A 24,702-nucleotide genomic window follows, 5' to 3' on the forward strand; every position below is an offset into this window, starting at 1 on the left:
ATCCATGCCGGGATGCCCACTGCGCAATGCCTGCGTTCGGCCAGCGTGGTTTAACGGGGCGTCCAGATCAAGATCAAGAGCCAAAGCAAGAGCAAGAGCCAAAGCAAGAGCAAGAGCCAAAGCAAGAGCAAGAGCCAAAGCAAGAGCAAGAGCCAAAGCAAGAGCAAGAGCAAGAGCCAAAGCAAGAGCAAGAGCAAGAGCGGGGCACATGCCGGCCCTATGTGGTTGAGCCACCGCTATCGCGAGCAAGCTCGCTCCCACAGTGGGTCTGTGGTGAACACAAGACTCATGAACACCCAAGATCCCCTGTGGGAGCGAGCTTGCTCGCGATGCCGTCGGCACATCCAACATCACCGCAAACTGACCCACCGCCTTCGCGAGCAAGTCCGCTCCCACAGGAGGAACGCGGTCCCAACCAAGAGCCAGGTCGGCTATCAGGCCGCCTCGCGGTGGACGTTGATCTCGGGCGCCCCGTTAACCACGCTGGCTGAACGAAGGTATTGCGCAGTGGGCAACCCGGCATGGATGCCGGGTTAGCCGCGCTGGGCCATGGATGGCCCTTCGCGGCGGCCCACGGAGCAATGCCTTCGTTCAGGCATGCCGAGCCTAGGCGAGGCACCGAGTGGTGGGGCAAAAGCGTTTTGGTTACTTTTGACTGGGCCGGCTTCCGGGCTCTTCAAAAGTGACCCGCTGTAAGAGCGGAACCGCCAGCAGCCGTTACCGCAGCAATGGATATACACACCACCTGCCCGGAAAAAGGCGAGTAGATTTTTCCAAAAAACGACGCTTTCCATTTCTGAAAAAACGCCACTTTTCCTAAGTGAACAGCACCCACAGGGCTTCATCAGTTTCAGGTACTGTGCCGCACCGCAAATCCATTGTGGGAGCGAGCCTGCTCTCGATGAGGCCGGCACATCCAATACCCATATACCCGGCCTGAATTCCAGGCAAAAAAAAGCCCCGCCAAACGGACGGGGTTGAGGTACGAGCGTGGCGCTCGGAAAACGATGCGCCGAATGGCCCTCCCCCAAGGGAGGGCCGCCCGGTGTTACAGCAGGATGGTGCGGATGTCGCCCAGCAAGTCGCTCAAGCGCTTGGTGAAGCGTGCCGCGGCGGCGCCGTTGATCACACGGTGATCGTAGGACAGCGACAGAGGCAGCATCAGCTTCGGCTGGAAGGCTTTACCGTCCCAGACCGGCTGGATGGTGGCCTTGGAAACACCCAGGATCGCCACTTCCGGCGCGTTGACGATCGGCGTGAAGCCGGTGCCGCCAATGTGGCCGAGGCTGGAGATGGTGAAGCACGCGCCCTGCATGTCGTCGGCGGTGAGCTTCTTGTTCCGGGCTTTTTCGGCCAGGGCAGCGGCTTCGCCGGCCAGTTGCAGCAGGCTCTTCTGGTCGACGTTGCGGATGACCGGTACCAGCAGGCCTTCCGGGGTGTCGACGGCAAAGCCGATGTGCACGTATTTCTTGCGGATCACAGCCTTGCCGCTTGGGGCCAGGGAGGCGTTGAAGTCCGGCAGTTCCTTGAGCAGGTGCGCACAGGCCTTGAGCAGCAGGGGCAGCACGGTCAGCTTCACGCCGGCCTTTTCCGCCACGGCTTTCTGCGCGACGCGGAAAGCTTCCAGCTCGGTGATGTCGGCCTGGTCGAACTGAGTCACGTGAGGAATGTTCAACCAGCTGCGGTGCAGGCTCGACGCGCCGATCTGCATCAGGCGAGTCATGGCCACTTCTTCGGTTTCGCCGAAGCGGCTGAAGTCCACCGCCGGAATCGGCGGGATACCCGCGCCGCCGGTGGCGCCTTCGGCCGGTGCGTTCTTGGCCTTCTGCATCATGGCCTTGACGTAGGCTTGCACGTCTTCCTTGAGCACACGACCGTGAGGGCCGCTTGGGCCGACGGCCGACAGTTCGACGCCGAATTCACGGGCCAACTGACGCACCGCAGGGCCGGCGTGCACCTTGGCACCGCTTGGCGCCGGCGCGGCGGCGACAGGGGCAGGCGCTGCTTCGGCTTTGGCCGCGGGAGCGGCGGCTGGCGCTGGAGCTGCTTCAGCCTTGGCGGCAGGAGCAGCGGCCTGGGCTGGCGCGGCAGGTGCCGCAGCACCAGCTACTTTCAGCTTCAGGATCAGGTCACCGGTGCCAACTTCGTCTTCCAGCTTGATCTCGACGCTTTCCACCACACCGGCGGCCGGCGATGGGATTTCCATGCTGGCCTTGTCGGATTCCAGGGTGATCAGCGACTGGTCGGCTTCGACGGTGTCGCCGACCTTGACCAGCACTTCGATGATCTTGGCCTTGCCCGACGAACCGATGTCCGGAACATGAATGTCCTGGACCGTGGCCGCGGCAGGCGCAGCGGTGGGCGCGGGAGCCGCTTCGGCAGCCGGTGCGGCGGCAGGCTTTTCAGCGGCGGCCGGGGCAGCGGCAGGGGCGGGCGCTTCAGGCGCCGCAGCGGCGCCCTCGACTTCCAGCTCCAGCAGTTCGTCGCCTTCTTTCAGGCGGTCGCCCAGCTTCACTTTCAGGCTCTTGATGACACCGGCCTTCGGCGCAGGCACTTCCATGCTGGCCTTGTCCGATTCAAGCGTCAGGATGCTCTGGTCGGCTTCGATACGGTCGCCGACCTTCACAAACAGTTCAATTACTTCACCTTCACCGCTGCCGATGTCAGGTACGCGAATGAGTTCGCTCACGAAAATTCTCCTCAGCAGTCCAGTGGGTTGCGTTTTTCTGGATCGATGCCGAACTTGACGATGGCCTCGGCCACCACTTTAGGTTCGATATCGCCACGGTCAGCCAGGGCTTCCAGGGCTGCCAACACAACGAACTTACGGTCGACTTCGAAGAAGTGACGCAGCTTCTTGCGGCTGTCGCTACGGCCGAAACCGTCGGTGCCCAGCACTTTGAATTCCTTGGATGGAACCCACTGGCGGATCTGCTCGGCGAACAGCTTCATGTAGTCGGTAGAGGCGATGACCGGACCTTTGCGGCCGTTCAGGCATTCTTCGACGTAGCTCAGCTTAGGCTTCTGGCCAGGGTGCAGGCGGTTGCTGCGCTCTACGGCCAGGCCGTCGCGACGCAGTTCGTTGAAGCTGGTGACGCTCCACACGTCGGCGCCGACGTTGAACTCTTCACGCAGGATCTTCGCTGCTTCACGCACTTCGCGCAGGATGGTGCCCGAGCCCATCAACTGGACGTGGTGCGCCGCTTCGCGGGTGTCTTCCTCGAGCAGGTACATGCCCTTGACGATACCTGCCTCGACACCGGCCGGCATGGCTGGCTGCTGGTAGGACTCGTTCATCACGGTGATGTAGTAGAAGACGTCCTGTTGCTCTTCGGTCATCTTCTTCATGCCGTCCTGGATGATCACCGCCAGCTCGTAGCCGTAGGTCGGATCATAGGTGCGGCAGTTCGGGATGGTCCCGGCCAGCATGTGGCTGTGACCGTCTTCGTGCTGCAGGCCTTCACCGTTCAGCGTGGTGCGGCCGGCGGTGCCGCCGATCAGGAAGCCACGGGTACGGCTGTCGCCAGCGGCCCAGGCCAGGTCGCCAATACGCTGGAAGCCGAACATCGAGTAGAAGATGTAGAACGGCAGCATCGGCTGGTTGTGGCTGGAGTACGAAGTACCGGCGGCAATGAAGGAGCTCATGGCGCCCGCTTCGTTGATGCCTTCTTCGAGGATCTGGCCCTTCTTGTCTTCGCGGTAGAACATCACCTGGTCTTTATCGACTGGCTCGTAGAGCTGGCCGACGGACGAGTAGATGCCCAACTGACGGAACATGCCTTCCATACCGAAGGTACGAGCTTCGTCCGGGATGATCGGGACGATGCGCTGGCCGATTTCCTTGTCCTTGACCAGTTGCGCAAGGATCCGCACGAAGGCCATGGTGGTGGAGATTTCACGGTCGCCCGAACCGTCCAGGATCGCCTTGAGGGTCTCCAGTGGCGGGGTCGGGATGCTGAAGCTCTTGGCGCGACGCTGGGGCACGAAACCACCCAGTGCGGCACGGCGCTCGGCCAGGTAACGGGCTTCGGCGCTGCCTTCTTCGGGCTTGAAGAACGGCAGGTTTTCCAGCTCGCTGTCCTTGACCGGAATGTCGAAGCGGTCGCGGAACAACTTCAGGCTGTCGACATCGACTTTCTTGGTGTTGTGCGCGGTGTTCTTCGCTTCGCCGGCACCGGTGCCATAACCCTTGATGGTCTTGGCCAGGATGACGGTCGGCTGCTCTTTGTGGTTGACCGCCTGGTGGTACGCCGCGTAGACCTTGTACGGGTCGTGGCCGCCACGGTTGAGCTTCCAGATCTCGTCGTCGGACAGGTCGGCGACCATGGCCTTGAGTTCAGGCGAGTTGAAGAAGTGCTCGCGGACGAACGCGCCGTCCTTGGCCTTGTAGTTCTGGTACTCGCCGTCGATGACTTCGTCCATGCGGCGTTGCAGGATGCCGTCGACGTCCTTGGCCAGCAGTGGGTCCCAGAAACGGCCCCAGATGACTTTGTTGACGTTCCACTGGGCACCACGGAACACGCCTTCGAGTTCCTGGATGATCTTGGCGTTGCCGCGAACCGGGCCGTCGAGGCGCTGCAGGTTGCAGTTGATGACGAAGATCAGGTTGTCCAGCTTCTCGCGGCCGGCCAGGGAGATCGCGCCCAGGGATTCCGGCTCGTCGCACTCGCCGTCGCCCATGAAGCACCAGACTTTCTGCTTGCCTGGCTGGATGAAGCCACGGGCTTCCAGGTACTTCATGAAGCGCGCCTGGTAGATCGCCTGGATCGGGCCCAGGCCCATGGAAACGGTCGGGAACTGCCAGAAATCAGGCATCAGCCAAGGGTGCGGGTACGAGGACAGGCCGTTGCCGTCCACTTCCTGGCGGAAGTTGTTCATCTGGTCTTCGGTGATGCGGCCTTCCATGAACGCACGGGCGTAGACGCCTGGCGATGCGTGACCCTGGAAGTAGATCAGGTCGCCGCCGTGTTCGTCGGTCGGGGCCTGGAAGAAATAGTTGAAGCCGATGTCATACAGCGTCGCGCTGGAGGCGAAGCTGGAGATGTGACCGCCCAGGTCAGAATCTTTCAGGTTGGTACGCATGACCATGGCCAACGCGTTCCAGCGTACCAGCGAGCGAATGCGGCGTTCCATGAACAGGTCGCCAGGCATGCGTGCTTCGTGGGTAACGGGGATCGTGTTGCGGTACGGCGTGGTGATGGCGTAGGGCAGTTGCGAGCCGCTGCGGGTCGCGAGTTCGCCCATACGGGTCATCAGATAATGAGCACGGTCTTCGCCTTCTTTGTCGAGAACCGATTCCAGGGCGTCCAGCCATTCCTGGGTTTCGACGGGATCGAGGTCTTGCATGGCTTGCTCCAGGGCGGAAAGGCTACCAGAATCGGTTGCCTGAGTTTGCGACTGGCCTTGTGGGCAGACGATATAAATTCTTGGATTGCCGAAGGTTGTTTCGGCGGCGTGTAGTTTTACTACAAATCGTCGGCCGTTTCAGCCTTTCGAATGTATAGACGAGTAGTAAAACTACACCTGAGCGGCTCGTGGCCCCTCATTTCGTTGTGAGAATAATCGTTACTGTTGGTCTTTAGCCAACTCGAACAGGTAAAAACTTGATGCCGGCTGCCAATAAAATCAGATTTTCAGCTATTTATCATCTTTGTTCGACAGTCGATCAGGTAGTGTCTTCTGAAAAAACACTACATCCAGCCTTTCCCGCGCCGATCAAGGATAGACCATGAGCCTGCCCTCGCTTGCCCCAATACCGGAAACGGTACCGGCCATTCTCCAGTCATTGGTCAACCGTGCCGAGCAGTCGTTCCGTGCGGCGGTCGCCTTGCTCGATGAAGATCACGGACTGTCGGCATGGACCCCGCAACGCTGGGAGGCGTTCAACCGTATTGCCGCCGCCAGCGACTTCGTTATCGAGCAGAGTGTCCGTGATCCGGTGATGCTGCTGGAACTGGTGCGCAGCGGTGAACTGGACCGCAGCCTGGCGCCTGATGAAATGCGTGCGCAGATCGCTGCCGCCGTGCAGGCCGCCGAAACCGAAGACGAACTGGGCCGCGTCCTGCGCCGCCAGCGCACCCGCCAGCAGGTGCGGATCATCTGGCGCGACCTGACCCGCCAGGCCGATCTGGTCCAGACCTGCCGCGATCTTTCGGACATGGCCGACACCTGCATCGACCAGGCTTACCACTGGTTGTACCAGCGCCTCAGTCAGCAATTCGGCACGCCCACCGGACGGCGCAGCGGCGAACCGCAGCAGATGGTCATTCTGGGCATGGGCAAGCTGGGGGCCGTGGAACTGAACCTGTCGTCGGACATCGACCTGATCTTCGCCTACCCCGAGGGTGGCGAAACCGTGGGCGTCAAACGGCCGCTGGATAACCAGGAGTTTTTCATCCGCGTCGGCCAGCGCCTGATCAAGGCCCTGGATCCGATGACCGTCGATGGTTTCGTGTTCCGTGTCGACATGCGCCTGCGCCCCTACGGCTCGGCCGGTGCGTTGGTGCTGAGCTTCAATGCCTTGGAACAGTATTACCAGGATCAGGGGCGCGACTGGGAACGCTACGCCATGATCAAGGCCCGGGTAGTGGCCGGCGACCAGGTGGCCGGCGCGCAATTGCTCGACATGCTGCGCCCGTTCGTCTATCGCCGTTACCTGGATTTTTCCGCCATCGAAGCGCTGCGCACGATGAAGCAACTGATCCAGCAGGAGGTGCGGCGCAAGGGCATGGCCGACAACATCAAGCTGGGCTCGGGCGGCATTCGCGAGGTGGAGTTCATTGCCCAGGCGTTCCAGCTGATTCATGGCGGTCGCGACTTGAGCTTGCAGCAGCGCCCGTTGCTCAAAGTGTTGGGCACCCTGGAGGGCCAGGGGTACCTGCCGGGCAAGGTGGTTGATGAGTTGCGTCAGGGCTATGAGTTCCTGCGTTATACCGAGCATGCGATCCAGGCCATCGCCGACCGCCAGACCCAGATGTTGCCGGACAGCCCGCAGGATCAGGCACGCATTGCGTTCATGCTGGGTTTCGCCGACTGGTCGGCCTTTCACGAGCAACTGATGTACTGGCGCGGTCGCGTGGCCTGGCACTTCGGCCAGGTTATCGCCGACCCGGATGAAGAAGAGGGCGGCGAAAGCGAAATGGCGGTAGGCGGCGAATGGTTGCCGTTGTGGGAAGACAGCCAAAATGAAGAGGCGGCGTGCCGTCAGTTGGAAGAAGGCGGCTTCACTGATGCGCCCAAAGCCCTCAAGGCCCTGGCCGTCCTGCGTGGCAGCCCGCAACTGCGCGCCATGCAGCGCCTGGGACGCGAGCGCCTGGATGCGTTCATTCCGCGCCTGCTGGCCCAGGCCGTGGAACATGCCGATCCGGACCTGGTGCTGGAGCGGGTACTGCCCTTGGTGGAGGCTGTGGCCCGCCGTTCGGCCTACCTGGTGCTGTTGACGGAAAACCCCGGCGCCCTGCGGCGCTTGCTGACGCTGTGCGCAGCGAGTCCGTGGATTGCCGAGCAGATCACCCGTTTCCCGCTGCTGCTCGATGAGTTGCTCAACGAGGGCCGGTTGTTCAAGCCGCCCCTGGCGCCAGAGTTGGCCGCGGAGTTGCGTGAGCGCCTGACGCGTATTCCCGAGGATGATCTGGAGCAGCAAATGGAGGCGTTGCGGCATTTCAAGCTGGCGCACCGCCTGCGGGTAGCGGCCTCGGAAATCGCCGGCAGTCTGCCGCTGATGAAGGTCAGCGATTACCTGACCTGGCTGGCCGAGGCGATTCTCGAACAAGTGCTGGCCCTGGCCTGGCGCCAGACGACCGCCAAGCACGGCGTGCCATTGCGTACTGACGGCAGCCTGTGCGATCCGGGCTTTATTATTGTCGGTTATGGGAAGGTCGGCGGCCTGGAGTTGGGGCATGGTTCCGACTTGGACCTGGTCTTCATTCACGACGGCGATCCTCTGGCGGAAACCGATGGGCCGAAACCTATCGATGGCGCGCAGTTCTTCACCCGCCTCGGCCAGCGGATCATCCACTTGCTGACGGCCCAGACCAACTCCGGGCAGTTGTATGAAGTGGACATGCGCCTGCGGCCGTCCGGGGCGTCGGGGTTGCTGGTCAGTTCCCTCGGGGCGTTTGCCCGTTACCAGGAGAACGAAGCCTGGACCTGGGAGCATCAGGCGTTGGTGCGAGCCCGTGTGCTGGTCGGCAGCCAGGACGTGGGCCAGGCGTTCGAGAAGGTCCGCGCCCAGGTACTGGGGCGCAAGCGTGATTTGCCGACGCTGCGTCAGGAGGTCAGCGAGATGCGCGCCAAGATGCGCGACAACCTGGGCAGCAAGGCCACCGCCGCCGGGACCGCGGCGAATGCCTTCGAGGCCACGGCGCCCTTTGACCTCAAGCAGGATGCCGGAGGTATCGTCGATATTGAATTTATGGTGCAATACGCGGCCCTGGCGTGGTCCCAAGAGCATCCATCGCTGGTGCGCTACACCGATAACATCCGCATCCTGGACGGGTTGCAGGAGGTCGGGTTGATGCCGGCCGAAGATGCCACGCTGTTGCGCGAAGCCTACAAAGCCTACCGCTCCGCCGCCCACCGCCAGGCCTTGCAGAAAGATGCCGGGGTGATCGCAGGTGACCAGTTCGTGGATGAACGCCGGCAGGTAGTTCGGATCTGGCGAGAGCTGGGACTGAGCTGAGTATTGAATAAATGTGGGAGCGAGCTTGCTCGCGATGGCGGAATGTCAGGCGACATTGATGTTGGATGTGATGGCCTCATCGCGAGCAAGCTCGCTCCCACAGTGGATTTTTGGTGCGGCACGGTACTTGAAACCTATGCAGAACCCTTGTGGGAGCGAGCTTGCTCGCGAAGGCGAAGTGTCAGGCAACTGGGATGCCGGATGTGATGGCCTCATCGCGAGCAAGCCCGCTCCCACAGTGGATTTGTGGTGCGGCACGGTACTTGAAACCTATGCAGAACCCTTGTGGGAGCGAGCTTGCTCGCGATGGCGGTGGGTCAGGCGACAGTGCTGTTGAATGGGCTGGCTCTTCGCGAGCAAGCTCGCTCCCACAGTAGATGGGTGGTGTGTTGTAGATTAGGGCAACAGGCAACGACCTAAGCCACAGTGATTCTCGAGGCGGGGAGGCGTAGGCCTCCCCGTATCGTTTTTGGAAAGCACATGAATATTCTGATCGTTGGGCCCAGTTGGGTCGGTGACATGGTGATGGCGCAGACACTGTTCCAGTGCCTGAAGCAGCGTCATCCGCAGTGCGAAATCGACGTCCTGGCCCCCGAGTGGAGCCGGCCGATCCTGGAACGCATGCCCGAAGTGCGCAAGGCCTTGAGCTTCCCGCTCGGCCATGGCGCGCTGGAGCTGGCGACCCGTCGACGGATCGGCAAATCCCTGGCCGGTCAGTACGACCAGGCGATCCTGTTGCCCAATTCGTTGAAATCGGCGCTGGTGCCGTTCTTCGCTGGCATTCCCAAGCGCACCGGCTGGCGTGGCGAATTTCGCTACGGCCTGCTCAATGACGTGCGCAAGCTGGATAAAGACCGTTACCCGCTGATGATCGAGCGCTTCATGGCCTTGGCCTACGCACCGGGTGCCGAATTGCCAAAACCCTATCCACGGCCGAGCCTGCGGATCGATCCGGTGACCCGTGACGCGGCGTTGGCCAAGTTCGGCCTGAGCCTGGATCGTCCGGTGCTGGCCCTGTGTCCAGGGGCCGAGTTCGGCGAATCCAAACGCTGGCCGGCGGAGCATTACGCCCAGGTGGCCGAGGCGAAGATTCGCGAAGGCTGGCAAGTCTGGCTGTTCGGCTCGAAAAAAGATCACCCGGTGGGCGAGGACATCCGCTCGCGGCTGATCCCAGGACTTCGGGAAGAGTCGGTGAACCTCAGCGGCGACACCTCCCTGGCCGAGGCCATCGACCTGCTGTCCTGCGCCGATTCGGTGGTGTCCAACGACTCGGGCCTGATGCACGTGGCCGCAGCCCTGAACCGCCCGCTGGTGGCGGTCTACGGTTCCACCTCGCCAGGCTTCACGCCGCCGCTGGCCGACCAGGTCGAAGTTGTGCGCCTGGGCATCGAGTGCAGCCCGTGCTTCGACCGCGCCTGCCGTTTCGGTCATTACAACTGCCTGCGCCAACTCATGCCGCCGTTGGTGAACGAGGCCCTGGAGCGTTTGCAGGGCACTCCCGTGGAGGTTCGGTAACTTGCGGGTATTGCTGATCAAGACCTCGTCGCTGGGGGACGTGGTCCACACCCTGCCGGCACTGACCGATGCGGCGCGGGCGATTCCGGGTATCAAGTTCGATTGGGTGGTGGAAGAAGGCTTTGCCGAAATCCCCACCTGGCACCCGGCCGTGGACAAGGTCATCCCGGTGGCGATCCGTCGCTGGCGCAAGAACCTCTGGCAAACCATCAAGAGTGGCGAGTGGCGACGCTTCAAGCAGAGCGTGCGCGCCGAAAAATACGACCTGGTGATTGACGCCCAGGGTCTGTTGAAAAGCGCCTGGCTGACCCGTTACGTCAAGGCCCCGGTGGCCGGCCTGGATAAGAATTCGGCCCGTGAGCCCCTGGCGGCGCGCTTTTATTCCCGACGTCTGGCGGTGGCTCGCGGTCAACACGCGGTCGAGCGCGTGCGCCAGTTGTTCGCCTTGGCGCTGGGCTATGACCTGCCGCAAACCCAGGGCAGTTATGGCCTCGACATCGACCGATTGGTGGAATTGCCACGCCCCTACCCCTACGTGGTGTTCCTGCACGGCACGACTTGGGAATCCAAGCATTGGCCCGAACTGTACTGGCGCCAGCTCACCGAACGCATGGGCCAGTTCGGCGTGGTGGTGAAACTGCCGTGGGGAAACCCTGCCGAAAAGGCCCGGGCCGAACGCATCGCCAGCGGGCTGCGCAATGCCTTGGTACTGCCGAAGCTGAACCTCGGCGGCATGGGCAAGGTGCTTGCCGGAGCCCAGGCCTGCGTGGCCGTGGACACCGGCCTCGGGCATTTGGCTGCGGCCCTGGACGTGCCGACCATTTCTCTGCTCGGCCCGACCAATCCGGTGCTGACCGGCGCCTATGGCAAGGGCCAGATTCACCTGGCCAGTGATTTCCCTTGCGCGCCGTGCATGCAGAAACACTGCACTTACCCGCCGACCGCCGAAGATGCCCGGCGGTTTGACCTGAAACGCGAGCAGCCCCTGTGCTTCACGCGTCTGAACCCCGAGCGTGTTGCCAGCCACCTGAGCACGTTATTGGCTGAGGAGCCGCGCTGATGCAATTGGCTTTTGTCCTTTATAAATACTTCCCCTTCGGTGGCCTGCAGCGTGACTTCATGCGCATCGCCCTGGAATGCCAGCGACGCGGTCACCAGATCCGTGTCTACACGCTGATCTGGGAAGGTGACGTGCCGCCCGGCTTCGAGGTGCTGGTGGCACCGGTCAAGGCGCTGTTCAATCATCGCCGCAACGAGAAGCTCAGCGCGTGGATGGAGGCCGACCTGGCCAAGCGTCCGGTGGATCGCTTGATCGGCTTCAACAAAATGCCTGGCCTGGACGTGTACTACGCCGCTGATGGCTGTTTTGAAGACAAGGCGCAGAACTTGCGCAATTCGCTGTACCGGCGCTGGGGTCGCTACCGGCATTTCGCCGAGTACGAGCGGGCCGTATTCGCCAAGGATGCAAAAACCGACGTACTGATGATTTCCGAAGTCCAGCAGCCGCTGTTCATCAAGCACTACGGCACGCCGTTGGAACGCTTTCACCTGCTGCCTCCGGGCATCGCCCAGGACCGCCGGCGGCCCGCCGATGCCGATGAAATTCGCGCCGCGTTCCGGGTCGAATTCGAGTTGGCCGACGATGACCTGCTGCTGGTGCAGATCGGCTCCGGGTTCAAGACCAAGGGCGTGGATCGCAGCCTCAAGGCCCTGGCCGCGCTGCCAGCGGAACTGCGAAAACGCACCCGGCTGTTTGTAATTGGCCAGGATGACCCCAAAGTATTCCAACTGCAGAGCGCCGCGCTGGGTCTGGGCGACAACGTGCGGTTCCTCAAGGGCCGTAGCGACATCCCGCGTTTCCTGCTGGGCGCCGACCTGTTGATCCATCCGGCGTACAACGAGAACACCGGCACCGTGCTGCTCGAAGCGCTGGTGGCGGGGTTGCCGGTGCTGGTCAGCGCGGTGTGTGGGTACGCCCATTACATCGCCGAGGCCGACAGTGGCCTGGTGCTGGATGAGCCGTTCGAACAAGCCCAGCTCACCGAATACCTGGGGCGCATGTTGAACGACGCCGAAGCACGGGCGGCCTGGAGTCGCAACGGTCTGGCCTTCGCCGAGACGGCCGACCTCTACAGCATGCCGCAGCACGCGGCCGATGTGATATTGGCGGAGCACGCACAATGAAATTGATGCTGGCCGAACCGTTCAAGAGCCTTTGGGCCGGGCGCGATGCGTTCGCCGAAGTCGAAGGGCTCAAGGGCGAGGTCTATCGCGAACTGGAAGCCCGGCGCACCTTGCGCACGGAGGTGGACGGTCGCGGCTTTTTCGTGAAGATCCACCGTGGCATCGGTTGGGGCGAGATTTTCAAGAACCTGTTCACCGCCAAGCTGCCGGTACTCGGCGCAGGGCAGGAATGGAAGGCGATCCAGCGCTTGCAGGAAGCCGGCGTGCCGACCATGACCGCGGTCGCCTACGGCGAGAAGGGTAGCAACCCGGCGGATCAGCATTCGTTCATCGTCACCGAAGAACTGGCGCCGACCGTCAGTCTCGAAGACTTCAGCATCGATTGGGTCAAGCAGCCACCCCAGCCGACGCTCAAGCGTGCGCTGATCGCCGAAGTGGCGCGCATGACCGGCATGATGCACCGTGCCGGCGTCAACCATCGCGACTGCTACATCTGCCACTTTCTGCTGCACACCGACAAGCCGGTGACGCCTGGAGATTTCAAACTTTCGGTGATCGACCTGCACCGCGCCCAGACCCGTCCCGCCATCACCACTCGCTGGCGAAACAAGGACCTGGCGGCGCTGTATTTCTCGGCGCTGGACATTGGCCTGACCCGCCGCGACAAGTTGCGTTTTCTCAAGGGCTATTTCCAGCAGCCGCTGCGGCGGATCCTCGCCGAAGAGGCTTCGTTGCTGGCCTGGCTCGAAGGCAAGGCCAACAAGCTGTATGCCCGCAAGCAGCGGTATGGGGACGCGCTCTGATGTCGGGTTGGAATCTGGAGCCTGCATACGCCGAGCTGGCGCAGGATTTTGGCAGTCTTGAAGCGGTGTTCGCGTTGCAAGGGGAGCGCTTGACCCGTGACCCGTTGTCAGAGGTGATCCGGGTGCAGCGAAACGGCGTGAACTACTACGTCAAGCGCTACGTCGGCGCCGGCAAAGGCTTGCGGCGCTACCTGGGCAAGCCACGGGTCAAATCCGAATGGCAGAACCTCAAGCGCTTCGCCAAATGGGGTATTCCCACCGCCGAAGTCGTGGGCTGGGGCTTGGAGCGAAACGGTGTGAGCTATGCCCGTGGTGCGCTGATTACCCGCGAACTTCCGCATACCGAAGACCTCTCGGCCTTGGCCGATCGTCAAGATCCGAGGCTGACTGACCGCGCCTGGGTCGATGGTGTGAGTCGGCAACTTGCCAGTTACACGCGGACCATGCACGAGCATCGCTTCACCCATAACGACCTGAAGTGGCGCAACCTGTTGATCGATGACCGCTCGCAGCTGTTTTTGATCGACTGCCCGAACGGGGATTTCTGGCGCGGTTTCTGGCTCAAGTACCGTATTACCAAGGATCTGGCGTGCCTGGATAAAGTGGCCAAATACCATTTGTCGGCCACACAGCGCCTGCGTTTTTACCTGCAATACCGCCAGCGCGACCGGCTCGATGCGTGTGACAAGAAGCGCATCCGTCACGTGGTGAGATTTTTCGAGGGGCGTGAATGACTGATTTTCTGGCCGCTGAAGACCGGGCGTTGTTGCAACGTCATGGCCTGGACAGCTTCGAGGCCTTGTGGGCGCGGCAACTGGACGCGGTGGACGAACCCAACACCTCGGGCGACGGCTGGAGCAGCGTGTTCCGGCTGGAGCTGGAAGGGCAGGGTTATTACCTCAAGCGCCAGAGCAACTACCTGACCCGGACCTGGTCCCACCCCTTGGGCGAGCCGAGTTTTTCCCGGGAGTTTCGCAACATCAGCCGTTATCGGCAGTTGGGGATTCCGGCCCTGCAAGCGGTGTTCTACGGTCAGCGCAAAGTGGACGGCGAGGTGCGGGCGATCCTGCTGACCCGGGCCCTGGATGGCTGGGACGACCTGGACTCGCTGTTGCAACGCTGGCCGAGCCTGACGGCGACCCAGCGCGCCACCATTCTCAACGCCTGCGGGCAGTTGGCGCGGCGCCTGCACGGCATGCATCAGGTGCACGGCTGCTTCTATCCAAAACACATCTTCCTGCAAGCCACCGCCGACGGTTATCAGGCGCAATTGATCGATCTGGAAAAGACCCGGCCGCTGCTGTTTGGCCAGCGTGATCGAGTCAAGGACCTGGAGCCGTTGCTGCGTCGTGCGTCCATCTGGAGTGATGCCGATGTGCGCCAGCTGTTGTCCACCTATCTGGACCAACCGCTCGACGCCGGGCTGGTCGACAGCTGGATGACCCGCCTGAGCGCCCGGCGCAGCCACAAGGGAGCTCGTTGATGCATTTGTCCGAATTGAAGAACGCCGGCCGCAGCCCGATCCTGCCGCTGAGCCTGGAACTGGCAGATGCCGCGGGCCCGGCGCAACTGCAACTGCTTTCGCTGCTGCGGGTGTTGCCGGGGCAGCGTTATGTCGGGGCGGGCGTCTGGCGTGGTCGGCCGGTGCTGGCCAAATTATTGGTGGGCAGCAAGGCCGCCCGGCATTTCCAGCGGGAACTGCAAGGCGTGCGCCTGCTGGCGGAGCAAGGGCTGACGACTCCGTTGTTGCTCGCCGATGGCTTGAACGAGGCTGAAGGTGGCTGGTTGTTGTTCGAGTTGCTCGAAGACGCCGAGAGCCTGGGCGATGCCTGGAAACAGGTCGAAAACCTGCCCTTGCTGGCCGACGAACAGTCGGCGGTGCTGGCCGAAGCCCTCGGCGCCATCGCGCAACTGCACGGCAAAGGCCTGTGGCAGGAAGACCTGCACCTGGACAACCTGCTGCGCCACGACGGCAAGCTCTACTTGATCGACGGTGCCGGTATCCGCGCTGAGACCCCGGGGCAACCGTTGTCGCGGCAGAAAGTCCTGGAGAACCTGGGGGTGTTTTTCGCCCAGCTTCCCAAGGCCCTCCAGCCTTTCAATGAAGAGCTGTTGGTGTACTACCTGTTGGGCAACGCCGAACACGCGCTGCCCATGGAAGCGTTGCAAAAACAGATCGACAAGGTGCAGGCCTGGCGCCTGAAGGATTTCCTCGAAAAAGTCGGGCGCGAGTGCAGCCTGTTCAGCGTACAGCGCGGGGCGTTCAGCTTGCGGGCAATCCGGCGGGATGAAGAAGCAGCCATGACGCCGGTGCTGGAGCAGGCCGATGCGTTGCTCGACCAGGGCCACCTGTACAAGACCGGCGGCGCGGCCAGCGTCGGCAAAGTCGAGGCGAACGGTCGCACCTTGGTGATCAAGCGCTACAACATCAAGAACTTCGCCCACTGGCTCAAGCGCTTCTGGCGCCCGAGTCGCGCCTGGCATTCCTGGCGCGAAGGCCATCGCCTGGCCTTTCTCGGCATCGCTACACCCAAGCCCTTGGCTTTGCTGGAAAAGCGTGTCCTGTGGCTGCGCCGCGGCGCTTATCTGGTGACCGAGTATTTGTCGGGCCCCGACATCATCGAACGCTTTGCCCCCTATGTGGAAAGCGGCAACGCCCCCGAGCCTGAATTGCTGGCACTGGACCGGCTGTTCGCCGACCTGATCCGTGAGCGCATCAGCCACGGCGACTTCAAGGGTCACAACTTGTTCTGGCAGGAGGATCGATGGGCGCTGATCGACCTGGACTCCATGTGCCAACACCGTACCCAGGCCAGCTTCGCCCAGGCCTACGCCCGGGATCGCGCGCGGTTCATGCGTAATTGGCCCGAGGGGAGTGCGTTGTATCGGGTGATTGACCAGCGGGTGCCCAAAGCAGTCGATAGCGCCTCGTCCACTCTATGAGCCACAAGTGAAGACCTTGCTGCTCGCTTGAGGTCGCCACGGGTCGCATAGACCTACAAGCCGAGCAAGGGGGCGGATTCAGGTGTGAAATGCACCATCGCCATCGCGAGCAAGCTCGCTCCCACAGGTTTTTGTAGTGTTTGCAATATTGTGAACACCCGCAAACCCATGTGGGAGCGAGCTTGCTCGCGATGGCGGTGGTTCAGCTACATGGATACCGTCAATAAACGCCCGAACGGCAAAGCCCCAAGCTCCCCACTCACCGCTAGAGGCTTAAGATCGCTTTTAAGCTATAATCCCGCCCTTTAGCTGCCCCGCACCCTTGGCGCGCGGCACCTCCATTTTTCGCGGCGCTTGGCGCCCGTATGCAGATAGAAGAGGCTAGACCCTGTGGCATTGACGATTCTTGGCCTGTCCGGCGCCCTTAGCCATGATCCTTCCGCCGCGCTGTACATTGACGGCAAGCTGATCGCGGCGGCTGAGGAAGAGCGCTTCGTACGCGATAAACATGCAAAGAACCGCATGCCCTACGAGTCGGCGAAGTTCTGCCTGGAGCAGGCCGGCATCAAGCCTTCCGATGTCGATGTGGTGGCGATTCCCTTCGCCCCGATCAGCCTGTTCGGCGAAGCACGCTGGCACTACGCCAAACGTTACTGGTACGCCCCGGATCGCGCCCTCGACGCGATCCTGATGGGCAATCGTCGCTACAAGCGTTATCGCCGCAAGATCGTCTGGTGCCTGGAGCAATTGGGCTTCGACCCGAAAAAAATCAAGATCGAACCGGTCGAGCATCACTTGGCCCACGCCTCCAGCGCCTATCACTGCTCGGGCTTCCAGGAAAAAACCGCGATCCTGGGCATCGACGGCAAGGGCGAATACGCCACGACCTTCTTCGGCTACGGTGAAAACGGCAAGATCCACAAGATCAAGGAATTCTTCGACCCGGACTCCCTGGGCGGCCTGTACGGTGCGATCACCGAGTTTCTCGGTTTTGAAATGCTCGACGGCGAATTCAAGGTCATGGGCATGGCGCCTTACGGCGATGCCACCAAGTACGATTTCTCCCGTCTGGCCTCGTTCGAAAACGGCGAGCTGGTGATCAACACCGACTACGCCAACGTAATCGGCCTGCGCCGCTATAAAGAGAAGGGCAAGGGCTTCTACTTCTCGCCGAAGCTGATCGAATGGCTCGGCCCTAAACGTGAAGGCGACATCGCCGACGAGCCGTACATCCACTATGCGGCGAGCATGCAGGCGCTGTTCGAGAAGCTCGCGCTGCAAATGATCGACCACTATCTGGGCGACGTGCTCAAGGAAACCGGCAAGCTGGCCTTCGCCGGTGGCTGCGCGTTGAACGTCAAGCTGAACCAGAAAATCATCGCCCGTGACGACGTCAAGGAGCTGTTCGTGCAACCGGCCTCCGGCGACGCCGGTACGGCGGTGGGTGCGGCGGCGTATGTGTCCCACGCCCGTGGCGTGCCGGTGGAGAAGATGGAACACGTCTACCTCGGCCCGGCCTACAGCAACGAAGACGTGATCGCTGCGTGCGCCCGTCATCCGAGCAAGCCTGCGTGGCGCAAGATCGACAACACCCCCGAGCGCATCGCCAAGATCATGGTCGACGGCAACCCGGTGGCCTGGTTCCAGGGGCGCATGGAGTTTGGCCCGCGTGCCCTGGGCGGTCGTTCGATCATCGGCTGCCCAAGCGCCAGCGGCGTGGCCGATCGGATCAACGAGCAGATCAAGTTCCGCGAGCGCTGGAGGCCTTTCTGCCCGTCGATGCTCGACACCGTTGCGCCGCAGATGATCAAGGTCGATCACCCTGCACCGTTCATGACCTTCACTTTCGAAGTGGCCGAAGAATGGAAAACCCGCGTGCCGGAAGTCGTCCATGAAGACGGCACCTCCCGGGCCCAGGTGCTCAAGCGCGAATACAACCCGCGCTACTACGACATGATGAAGGCCCTGGAAGTGCTGACCGGTAACGGCGTGTCGCTGAACACCTCGCTCAACCGTCGTGGCGAACCGATGATCTGCTCGCCGACCGACGCGCTGAACATGTTCTTCGGTTCCGACCTACAGTATCTGATCATGGAAGACATTCTGGTGGTCAAAGACGGCGTGGACGCTTATGACACGCTCGGCTGAGCGACATGTGCTGCAGTTCTGCCACGGTTATGACGGGCCGTTCCTGGACTGCGCCCGTCAGTACGCCAGCCTGTTCGCGGGTACTGGCTATCGCGTGACCACGGTGTTCCTCACCGGGGCGGCGGATGCGCTAGTCGCCGCCGCCTGTGCCTCGGACGAGGTGCTGTTCATGGAATACAGCTCCAGCGCCATTCGTGGCCTGAAGCTGGGCGCCATCGGCGATCTGCGCAAGATCGCCGCCTCGCGCAATTTCAGTTTCTGCATTGGCCATCGTTTCAAGCCGATCTACATCGCCCTGCTGGGTACCCGCCTGCCGGTGATTGGCGTGCACCATGCCTTTGGCGACTACCACCGACGTACCCGTCGGCTGTTCGCCGAGGTCTTTCGCAAGCGCCTGAGCCTGCTCGGGGTTTCCGATGCGGTGCGTGACGACATGCGCCGTTGCCTGGCGAAATGGCCGGCCAGCCGGATCCAGACCCTCTACAACCGCATCGACCTTGATGCCGTCCAAGCCAGCCTGGTCTCCCGGGAGGAGGCGCGGCACACCCTGGGGCTGGACGCGCATGCCTGGATTATCGGCAATGTCGGCCGCCTGCACCCGGACAAGGATCAAGCCACCTTGTTGCGCGGTTTTGCGGCGGCGCTGGCGTATCTGCCGGCCAACAGCCAGTTGGCGATTCTCGGTGAGGGTCGCCGGGAGCAATCGCTTCGGGCCTTGGCGCTGGAACTGGGCATTGCCGATCGTGTGCTGTTGCTCGGCCAGGTGCCCGAGGCGCGCCGTTATTTTCGCGCTTTTGATGTGTTTGCCCTCAGCTCCGACCACGAACCATTCGGCATGGTGCTGCTCGAGGCCATGGCTGCCGGCGTACCGTTGTTGGCCACGGCCTGCGGTGGTGCCAAGGAAGTGGTCGAAGGCGTCGGCATCCTGTTTCCGCTGGGCGACGCCGAGCACATGGCCCAAGGGCTGCAACACCTGGCGGCCATGGACGATCTGCAGCGTCGCCAATGCGCCGAGCTGATGCTCGATCGCTTGCGCGAACGTTTTTCGGATCGCGCCGTACGCGAGGCATTCTGGCGTTTGCCCCAAGTCACCGAACTGGCGCCGAGGGCCTGATGCTCAACCGATTCCAAGGCTGGCGCGAGCGCGGCTGGACCGCCGTAGACGCGTCAATGTATGCCCAGGCCTGGCAGCGTTTTGGCGGCAGCGTGGCCACCCATCCCCAGGTGGTCGAGCGCCTGGCGGCCCTGGCCGGGATTCCCGTGCGTTACCTGGCCTTCGAGCAGGGTGGTGAACTCAAGGCCGCCATACCGACCTGGGGGCGCGACCTGGCACTGTCCAAAGACGTGCTCAAGCGCAGCGGCAAGAAGGGCTTGTTCGACCTGGGCAATGCCGAGTTGATCCTACCGGCGGCACCCGATGCACAAGCGCCGCTGCGTCATCGCGGACGTTACCTGTCAGCCCTCAACGAGGGACGCTTCAGTGGCTTGAAGTTGCAGCAAGAGCAACTGGCCATGGCCCGCACGCCGGAAGAGTTGTCCAAGAAGTTTCGCTACAACCAGCGCCGTGAACTGCGTTTGCTGGAAGAGGCGGGCGGCGTGGTGCGGCCGGTGGGCGAGTTTTCCAGCGCCGAGCTGGCCGCGATCTATTGTGACCTGTTCTTGCGTCGCTGGGGCTTTGCGGCCACCGGTGCCGAGCGCATGGGCGAGGTGATCGAGCTGCTGCGCGAATGGCTGATCGGCTCGGTGATCTTTCTCAACGATGCACCGATTGCCATCCAACTGGTGTATCGCGTCGAAGCGCCCGAGTGGATCAGCGTCGAGTACATCAACGGTGGCGTCGACCCGCAGACCCGCGAATTCAGCCCCGGCAGCGTGTTGAGCTTCCTCAACACCCAAAGCGCCTGGGAACATGCCCGCGCCGCCGGCAAACCGTTGCGTTTTTCGTTCGGCCGGGCGGACCGGGAATACAAGGACCGTTGGTGCAACCCTGTGCCGGTGTTTACCGTATGAACCCACCCATGAGTCGCAAGCAACAGTTACTCAGGCGCCACCGTCGCAACAAGCGTGTGGGGTTGTTACTCGCCCTTGTGGTGTTGGTGGTGCTGGGCGTCACGGTGGCCTGGTGGTTGCCCCTGGTCCTGGCGGTGCTGGGCTGGATCGCCCATGAGGCGTGGTTCGCCGATCATCTGTTCTACTCGCCTCGGGAAGATTACCAATACAGCTTCCCGCCGTTCACCCAGCAACCCAAGGTGCATTTGAATGCCGGGCGGCTCCGGTTGGACGAGGGCGTGATTCTCGATGAGGGCGCGACGCTGATCCTCGCGCTACGGATCAAGAGCACCTGGCTGGGACGCTTCATCGACCCGCTCGTCGAGTTGTCGGGCGGTGAAAGGGACCTGCAAACGTTCGAGCGTGGGGTCGACGGCCTGCGCTATCTCAACCTCAGCGAGCAGGGCCCGGCGTTGTCCCGGGGCGAGCTGCGCCTGCGCGGGCGCCATTGCCGTTTGCTGGGCGAGCCGACGTTGTGGTCGTTCACGCCGCCGCCGGTGCAGCAACGGGTGATGGTCATCGCGCCCCACGCCGATGACGCCGAATTGGCTGCCTACGGCTTGTACAGCCAGGCTGACGAGGCCTGGATCGTGACGTTGACCGCGGGTGAAATCGAAGCCGGGCATTATCAGAAGATGGGCCTGGACAGCGTCGAAGCCGCTCGGCTCAAGGGCCGTTTGCGAGCCTGGGACAGCATTGCTGTGCCGCGTTGGGCCGGGGTGCCTGAAGCGCACTGTGTGCAGCTGGGTTACTTCTGTCTGCAACTGGCGGCCATGCAAGCCGCGCCGAGCCAGCCCCAGGGCTCTCGCGAGGCGGGCCTGAGCGATACCCGGTTGTTCCGCCAGTTGAACCCGTTCGCCCTGCCGGGCGATGCCGACGGCGCGCCCACCTGGAACAACCTGCTGGCAGACCTGCGTGAACTGCTGCTCAAGGCGCGTCCCGAGGTCATTGTGTTGCCGCACCCGACCCTTGATCCGCACCCCGATCATCTCTGCGCCCATCATGCCGTCCTGCAAGCCCTCGAAGGCTTGGCGTGGCAACCGACCACGCTGTTGGGCTACGCCAATCACCTGCACGACAATGACCGCTGGCCCATGGGGAATGCGGGAGATGGCGTGGCGCTGCCGCCGGTCTTTGATCCGGATCGACTGATGCAACCCCTCAGCCTGCCACTGCCATTGGCGGTCCAGCGGGACAAGGCCATGGCCCTGGGGATGATGCATGACCTGCAACCTCCGGCGCCGCTGAAGCGACGGTTGCGGCGATTGATCCAGTACGTTCTGACTCGTAGAGTGAGATCCGTTTATGGCGAGAACGATTTTTTCCGCAAAACGGTCAGGCGTCACGAACTCCTTTGGCTGCTGACACCGGTGAAGCACCGATAACACATAGATGATGACGCATAACGGGGCCTAACGTCCCCGTCCTTATTGAATGTGAGTTTGCTGTGATCAATCCATGCCCGCGTATTCTTTTTATCATTCCGTATTTCGGACGCTGGCCGTTCTGGATGCCGTTGTTTCTCGAAAGTTGCCGGCGTAACGCCGATATTGATTGGCTGTTGTTCAGCGATTGCGGTGTTCCGGACAATCTTCCTCCTAACGTGACGGTCGAAAGCACCACGTTCGAGGCGTATTGCCAGCTTGGTTTCACGGCGGTTAGAGATCGATTTCAGGCCAAAGCAGCCCTACAAACTGTGTGATATCAAGCCCGCCCTCGGCTACATCCATGCCGATCGTCTCGACGGCTACGATTTTTGGGCCTTTGGCGATATTGACGTGGTGTACGGTGATCTTCGGCAGTATTTCACCGCTGAACGCCTGGCCAGTCGCGACGTATTTTCAACCCATGAGCGACGTGTCGCCGGTCATTTGTGCTTGATACGCAACACGGCTCGTGCGCGTGAAGTGTTCAAGCTGATCAAGCGCTGGAAAGAACGGTTTACCGACGATCAGCACCACGCGTTGGATGAAGGCGCGTTCAGTCGTATTTTCCTGTGGCGCAAGAATTTCCCCGAGCCGCTGTTTACCCTGGTGGGTAAATTCAATCCGTGGCGTCGACGCAGTGAGTTCACCGAGGCGTTCAGTACGCCGGGTGGTTGCGTAAAATGGCACGACGGTTCGGAGAACTTCCCCCTTCGCTGGTATTGGCGCAATGGTCGCCTGACGAATGATCGGGATGGGGACCGTGGTTTCCCCTATTTTCATTTCGTCTGCTGGAAGCGCAACGAGTGGGCGGCCTTGCCCGAGCCCGATCCTGCCGCAATACAACGGCTGGCGACATCGCCTGCGTGGGCGATTGATGCGGCAGGTTTCCACCAAGGAGAATTATGAGTCAGCGGTTGAAGGTGCTGCAGCTGCAGCCGGATTACAACGTTAAGCAGCACGATTTCGCCGATCTTGCGGAACAGATCGTCAAGGCCTTGCCGAATGAACGCTACGAGGTGACAGCGGCCTTTTTGCGAGGTCGCCCAGGGCCTGGTGAAGCGGTCAGTCGGGCCGGCCGCTCGGTTTATTTCGAGTTTTCCGACAAGGCGCTCAAGGGAATGCGCCTTCGTGCGATGTGGCAGTTGTATCAATTCTGCCGCCGGGAACAGTTCGATGTGGTCGTGTGCAATCGTTTCAAACCCGTCAACATGATGCTGCAGCTCAACCGATGGTTGAAAATCCCGCTGTGCATCGGTATCTCCCATGGGTTCGGAGAATATGACCGGTTTTATCGTCGCCGCCAGACGCAGCGCCTGGTGGATCGCCATTGGCGTTTCGTTGGCGTGTCGCCGGCCGTTAAACAGTATCTGCTGGATTGTCATTGCGGCTTTACCGACGCCAATACCTATGCCATTACCAACGCCATCGACATCGAGCAGGCAGAAGCCTTGCAGCACCCGCGCGAGCGTGCTCGTGAACTGTTGGGTATCAGCCCTTCGGTGAGACTGATTGGCGCGTTGGGCCGATTGGTGCCGGTCAAGGGGCACACCTACCTGCTGCAGGCTTTTGCCGCGCTCAAGGACAAATACCCCACGGCCCAACTGGCGATCATCGGTGCCGGACGAGAGGAGTCCAAGCTGGCAGCGCAGATCGATCAGTTGGGCCTTAGGGAGCGCGCGCATCTGCTGGGTTTCAAGGAAAACGCTCTGCAATACGTGAGGGCATTCGATATCTGGACCATGCCCTCCCTGGCCGAAGGCTTGGGCCTGGCGTTGCTGGAAGGCATGAGTGGACATCTGCCCGTGATCGCTTCGGACGTACCGGCGATGTTGCCATTGATCCAAGGTGCCGAAGGTCTGGCGGTAACGCCCGCCGATGTACCGAGCCTGATAACGGCACTCGACACCTACCTGGGGCTTTCGGACGCCGAGCTCAAGGCTTGTGGCGAGCGCGCCTATCGGTACCTTGTCGAGCAGCACGACATCGAAGTGTTCCGTCGGCAATACCTTGAGTTGATCGAGACCGGCCTGAATGAAGCCCAGAAGGAGCAGCCATGAGTGCCGCGCAACCTGTCGTAAGCGTGATCATCGCGTCTTATAACCATGGCCGATACATTGAAGAATGCATCCTCAGCGTCCTGGAGCAGACCTATCCGAACATAGAGCTGCTGGTGATCGACGATGGCTCCACGGATGATAGCGTCGAACGTATCCAGCGCTTGCAGGCGGCCCACGGCTTCGACTTTCGAGTCCAGCAGAACCAGGGGCTGACCAACACGCTGAACGAAGCGATCGCCCGCTGCAGTGGCAGCCTGATCGTGCCGTTTGGTTCCGACGACATTATGCTGCCCGAGCGGATTGCCGTTCAGGTGGCCTACATGGATGGCAAGCCCGAGGTCGGTATCTGTGCGGGTAATATCGAACTGATCGATGCCGACGGGAATCTTTTTCCCGAGAGTCGTCAGAATCGAGAGGTCCCCTTCCGGCGGCTGGATTTCGAAGACATGTTCATGGAGCGCAAACCCTATCCGCCGGCACCGACCCTGATGATTCGTCGCGAGGCGCTGGAGAAGGTGGGGGGGTTCGATCCGCAGATTCGCCTTGAAGACCTGTTGATCGAGTTGAAAGTGACCCGGGCCGGTTATTTTATCGATGGCCTGAGTGTGTTGATGGCGCGTTATCGCAAGCACGCGACCAACTCCTACAAAAATCATCGGTTCATGACCGACAGTATTCTGCGTACCTATGCCTTGTTCAGCGATCATCCGCTTTATGACCAGGTGCGCTACAAGTTTCTCAACTCCATGTTCCTGAAAACCTCCAACCGCGACCACACCTTCGCTCGCGAATTATTGGCACAGATTCCTTTCAGGGCCTGGAACAAGAAAACCTGGCGAGGCTTGGGACGAATGTTTTTCTGTCCGCTGGAAAAACATTGAACCCCGATCGGCGGC

The 24,702-nt window shown here is 61.7% G+C and carries 16 protein-coding genes and 1 pseudogene; 15 read left to right on the forward strand and 2 right to left on the reverse strand.

Going from position 1 to position 24,702, the window contains the following annotated elements; translation table 11 throughout:
• Positions 1-1,048: 1,048 nt before the first annotated feature.
• The gene (aceF, locus tag PSH84_RS07140; RefSeq protein WP_305469417.1) at positions 1,049-2,689 is read right to left on the reverse strand and encodes a dihydrolipoyllysine-residue acetyltransferase; all 1,641 of its coding nucleotides are present in this window, start codon (positions 2,687-2,689) and stop codon (positions 1,049-1,051) included.
• A gap of 11 nt (positions 2,690-2,700) precedes the next feature.
• Positions 2,701-5,346 carry a pyruvate dehydrogenase (acetyl-transferring), homodimeric type gene (gene aceE, locus PSH84_RS07145; protein WP_122565000.1) on the reverse strand — a complete coding sequence of 882 codons (2,646 nt, stop codon included), beginning with the start codon at positions 5,344-5,346 and terminating at the stop codon, positions 2,701-2,703.
• 382 nt (positions 5,347-5,728) lie between these two features.
• Here aceE and glnE point away from each other — a divergent pair, with 382 nt between their 5' ends.
• The 15 genes and pseudogenes from glnE (at position 5,729) to PSH84_RS07220 (ending at position 24,687) form a co-directional block, all read left to right on the forward strand.
• Entirely contained in the window at positions 5,729-8,680 is a 2,952-nt protein-coding gene (glnE, locus tag PSH84_RS07150) for a bifunctional [glutamate--ammonia ligase]-adenylyl-L-tyrosine phosphorylase/[glutamate--ammonia-ligase] adenylyltransferase (protein WP_305469419.1), read from the forward strand.
• A 480-nt stretch (positions 8,681-9,160) separates the two neighbouring features.
• Positions 9,161-10,195 carry a lipopolysaccharide heptosyltransferase II gene (gene waaF / locus PSH84_RS07155; RefSeq protein WP_305482459.1) on the forward strand — a complete coding sequence of 345 codons (1,035 nt, stop codon included), beginning with the start codon at positions 9,161-9,163 and terminating at the stop codon, positions 10,193-10,195.
• Position 10,196: 1 nt separating this feature from the next.
• Positions 10,197-11,255 (forward strand): lipopolysaccharide heptosyltransferase I, encoded by a 1,059-nt coding sequence (gene waaC, locus PSH84_RS07160; RefSeq protein ID WP_305482460.1) that lies wholly within the window; start codon positions 10,197-10,199, stop codon positions 11,253-11,255.
• Entirely contained in the window at positions 11,255-12,379 is a 1,125-nt protein-coding gene (locus PSH84_RS07165) for a glycosyltransferase family 4 protein (protein WP_305469423.1), read from the forward strand. The genes waaC and PSH84_RS07165 overlap by 1 nt, the downstream gene beginning before the upstream one ends.
• On the forward strand, positions 12,376-13,182 hold the full coding sequence (gene rfaP / locus PSH84_RS07170; protein ID WP_122564995.1) for a lipopolysaccharide core heptose(I) kinase RfaP: 807 nt from the start codon (positions 12,376-12,378) through the stop codon (positions 13,180-13,182). The genes PSH84_RS07165 and rfaP overlap by 4 nt, the downstream gene beginning before the upstream one ends.
• Positions 13,182-13,916 carry a lipopolysaccharide kinase InaA family protein gene (locus PSH84_RS07175; protein ID WP_305469424.1) on the forward strand — a complete coding sequence of 245 codons (735 nt, stop codon included), beginning with the start codon at positions 13,182-13,184 and terminating at the stop codon, positions 13,914-13,916. Before rfaP ends, PSH84_RS07175 begins: the two co-directional genes overlap by 1 nt.
• Positions 13,913-14,665, forward strand: a complete 753-nt coding sequence (locus tag PSH84_RS07180) for a lipopolysaccharide kinase InaA family protein (RefSeq protein WP_305469426.1) — start codon at positions 13,913-13,915, stop codon at positions 14,663-14,665. The genes PSH84_RS07175 and PSH84_RS07180 overlap by 4 nt, the downstream gene beginning before the upstream one ends.
• The gene (locus PSH84_RS07185; RefSeq protein ID WP_305469428.1) at positions 14,665-16,125 is read left to right on the forward strand and encodes a lipopolysaccharide kinase InaA family protein; all 1,461 of its coding nucleotides are present in this window, start codon (positions 14,665-14,667) and stop codon (positions 16,123-16,125) included. The genes PSH84_RS07180 and PSH84_RS07185 overlap by 1 nt, the downstream gene beginning before the upstream one ends.
• Before the next feature lie 390 nt (positions 16,126-16,515).
• Positions 16,516-18,273, forward strand: coding sequence for a carbamoyltransferase family protein (locus PSH84_RS07190; protein ID WP_003197115.1), 1,758 nt, complete (start codon positions 16,516-16,518; stop codon positions 18,271-18,273).
• Positions 18,257-19,387, forward strand: a complete 1,131-nt coding sequence (locus PSH84_RS07195; RefSeq protein ID WP_305482462.1) for a glycosyltransferase — start codon at positions 18,257-18,259, stop codon at positions 19,385-19,387. The genes PSH84_RS07190 and PSH84_RS07195 overlap by 17 nt, the downstream gene beginning before the upstream one ends.
• The gene (locus PSH84_RS07200) at positions 19,387-20,283 is read left to right on the forward strand and encodes an antimicrobial resistance protein Mig-14 (protein ID WP_305469432.1); all 897 of its coding nucleotides are present in this window, start codon (positions 19,387-19,389) and stop codon (positions 20,281-20,283) included. Before PSH84_RS07195 ends, PSH84_RS07200 begins: the two co-directional genes overlap by 1 nt.
• Positions 20,284-20,291: 8 nt before the next feature.
• Positions 20,292-21,707: a PIG-L deacetylase family protein gene (locus PSH84_RS07205; RefSeq protein WP_305469433.1), complete on the forward strand. Its 1,416-nt coding sequence runs from the start codon at positions 20,292-20,294 to the stop codon at positions 21,705-21,707.
• A 62-nt stretch (positions 21,708-21,769) separates the two neighbouring features.
• Positions 21,770-22,655, forward strand: a pseudogene (locus PSH84_RS07210) (DUF6625 family protein).
• Entirely contained in the window at positions 22,652-23,806 is a 1,155-nt protein-coding gene (locus tag PSH84_RS07215) for a glycosyltransferase family 4 protein (RefSeq protein WP_305469436.1), read from the forward strand. The pseudogene PSH84_RS07210 and the gene PSH84_RS07215 overlap by 4 nt, the downstream one beginning before the upstream one ends.
• Positions 23,803-24,687 (forward strand): glycosyltransferase, encoded by an 885-nt coding sequence (locus PSH84_RS07220; protein WP_305469438.1) that lies wholly within the window; start codon positions 23,803-23,805, stop codon positions 24,685-24,687. Before PSH84_RS07215 ends, PSH84_RS07220 begins: the two co-directional genes overlap by 4 nt.
• The last annotated feature ends 15 nt before the right edge of the window (positions 24,688-24,702 follow it).

The sequence above is a fragment of the Pseudomonas beijingensis genome (assembly GCF_030687295.1).
Classification (GTDB): Bacteria; Pseudomonadota; Gammaproteobacteria; order Pseudomonadales; family Pseudomonadaceae; genus Aquipseudomonas; species Aquipseudomonas beijingensis.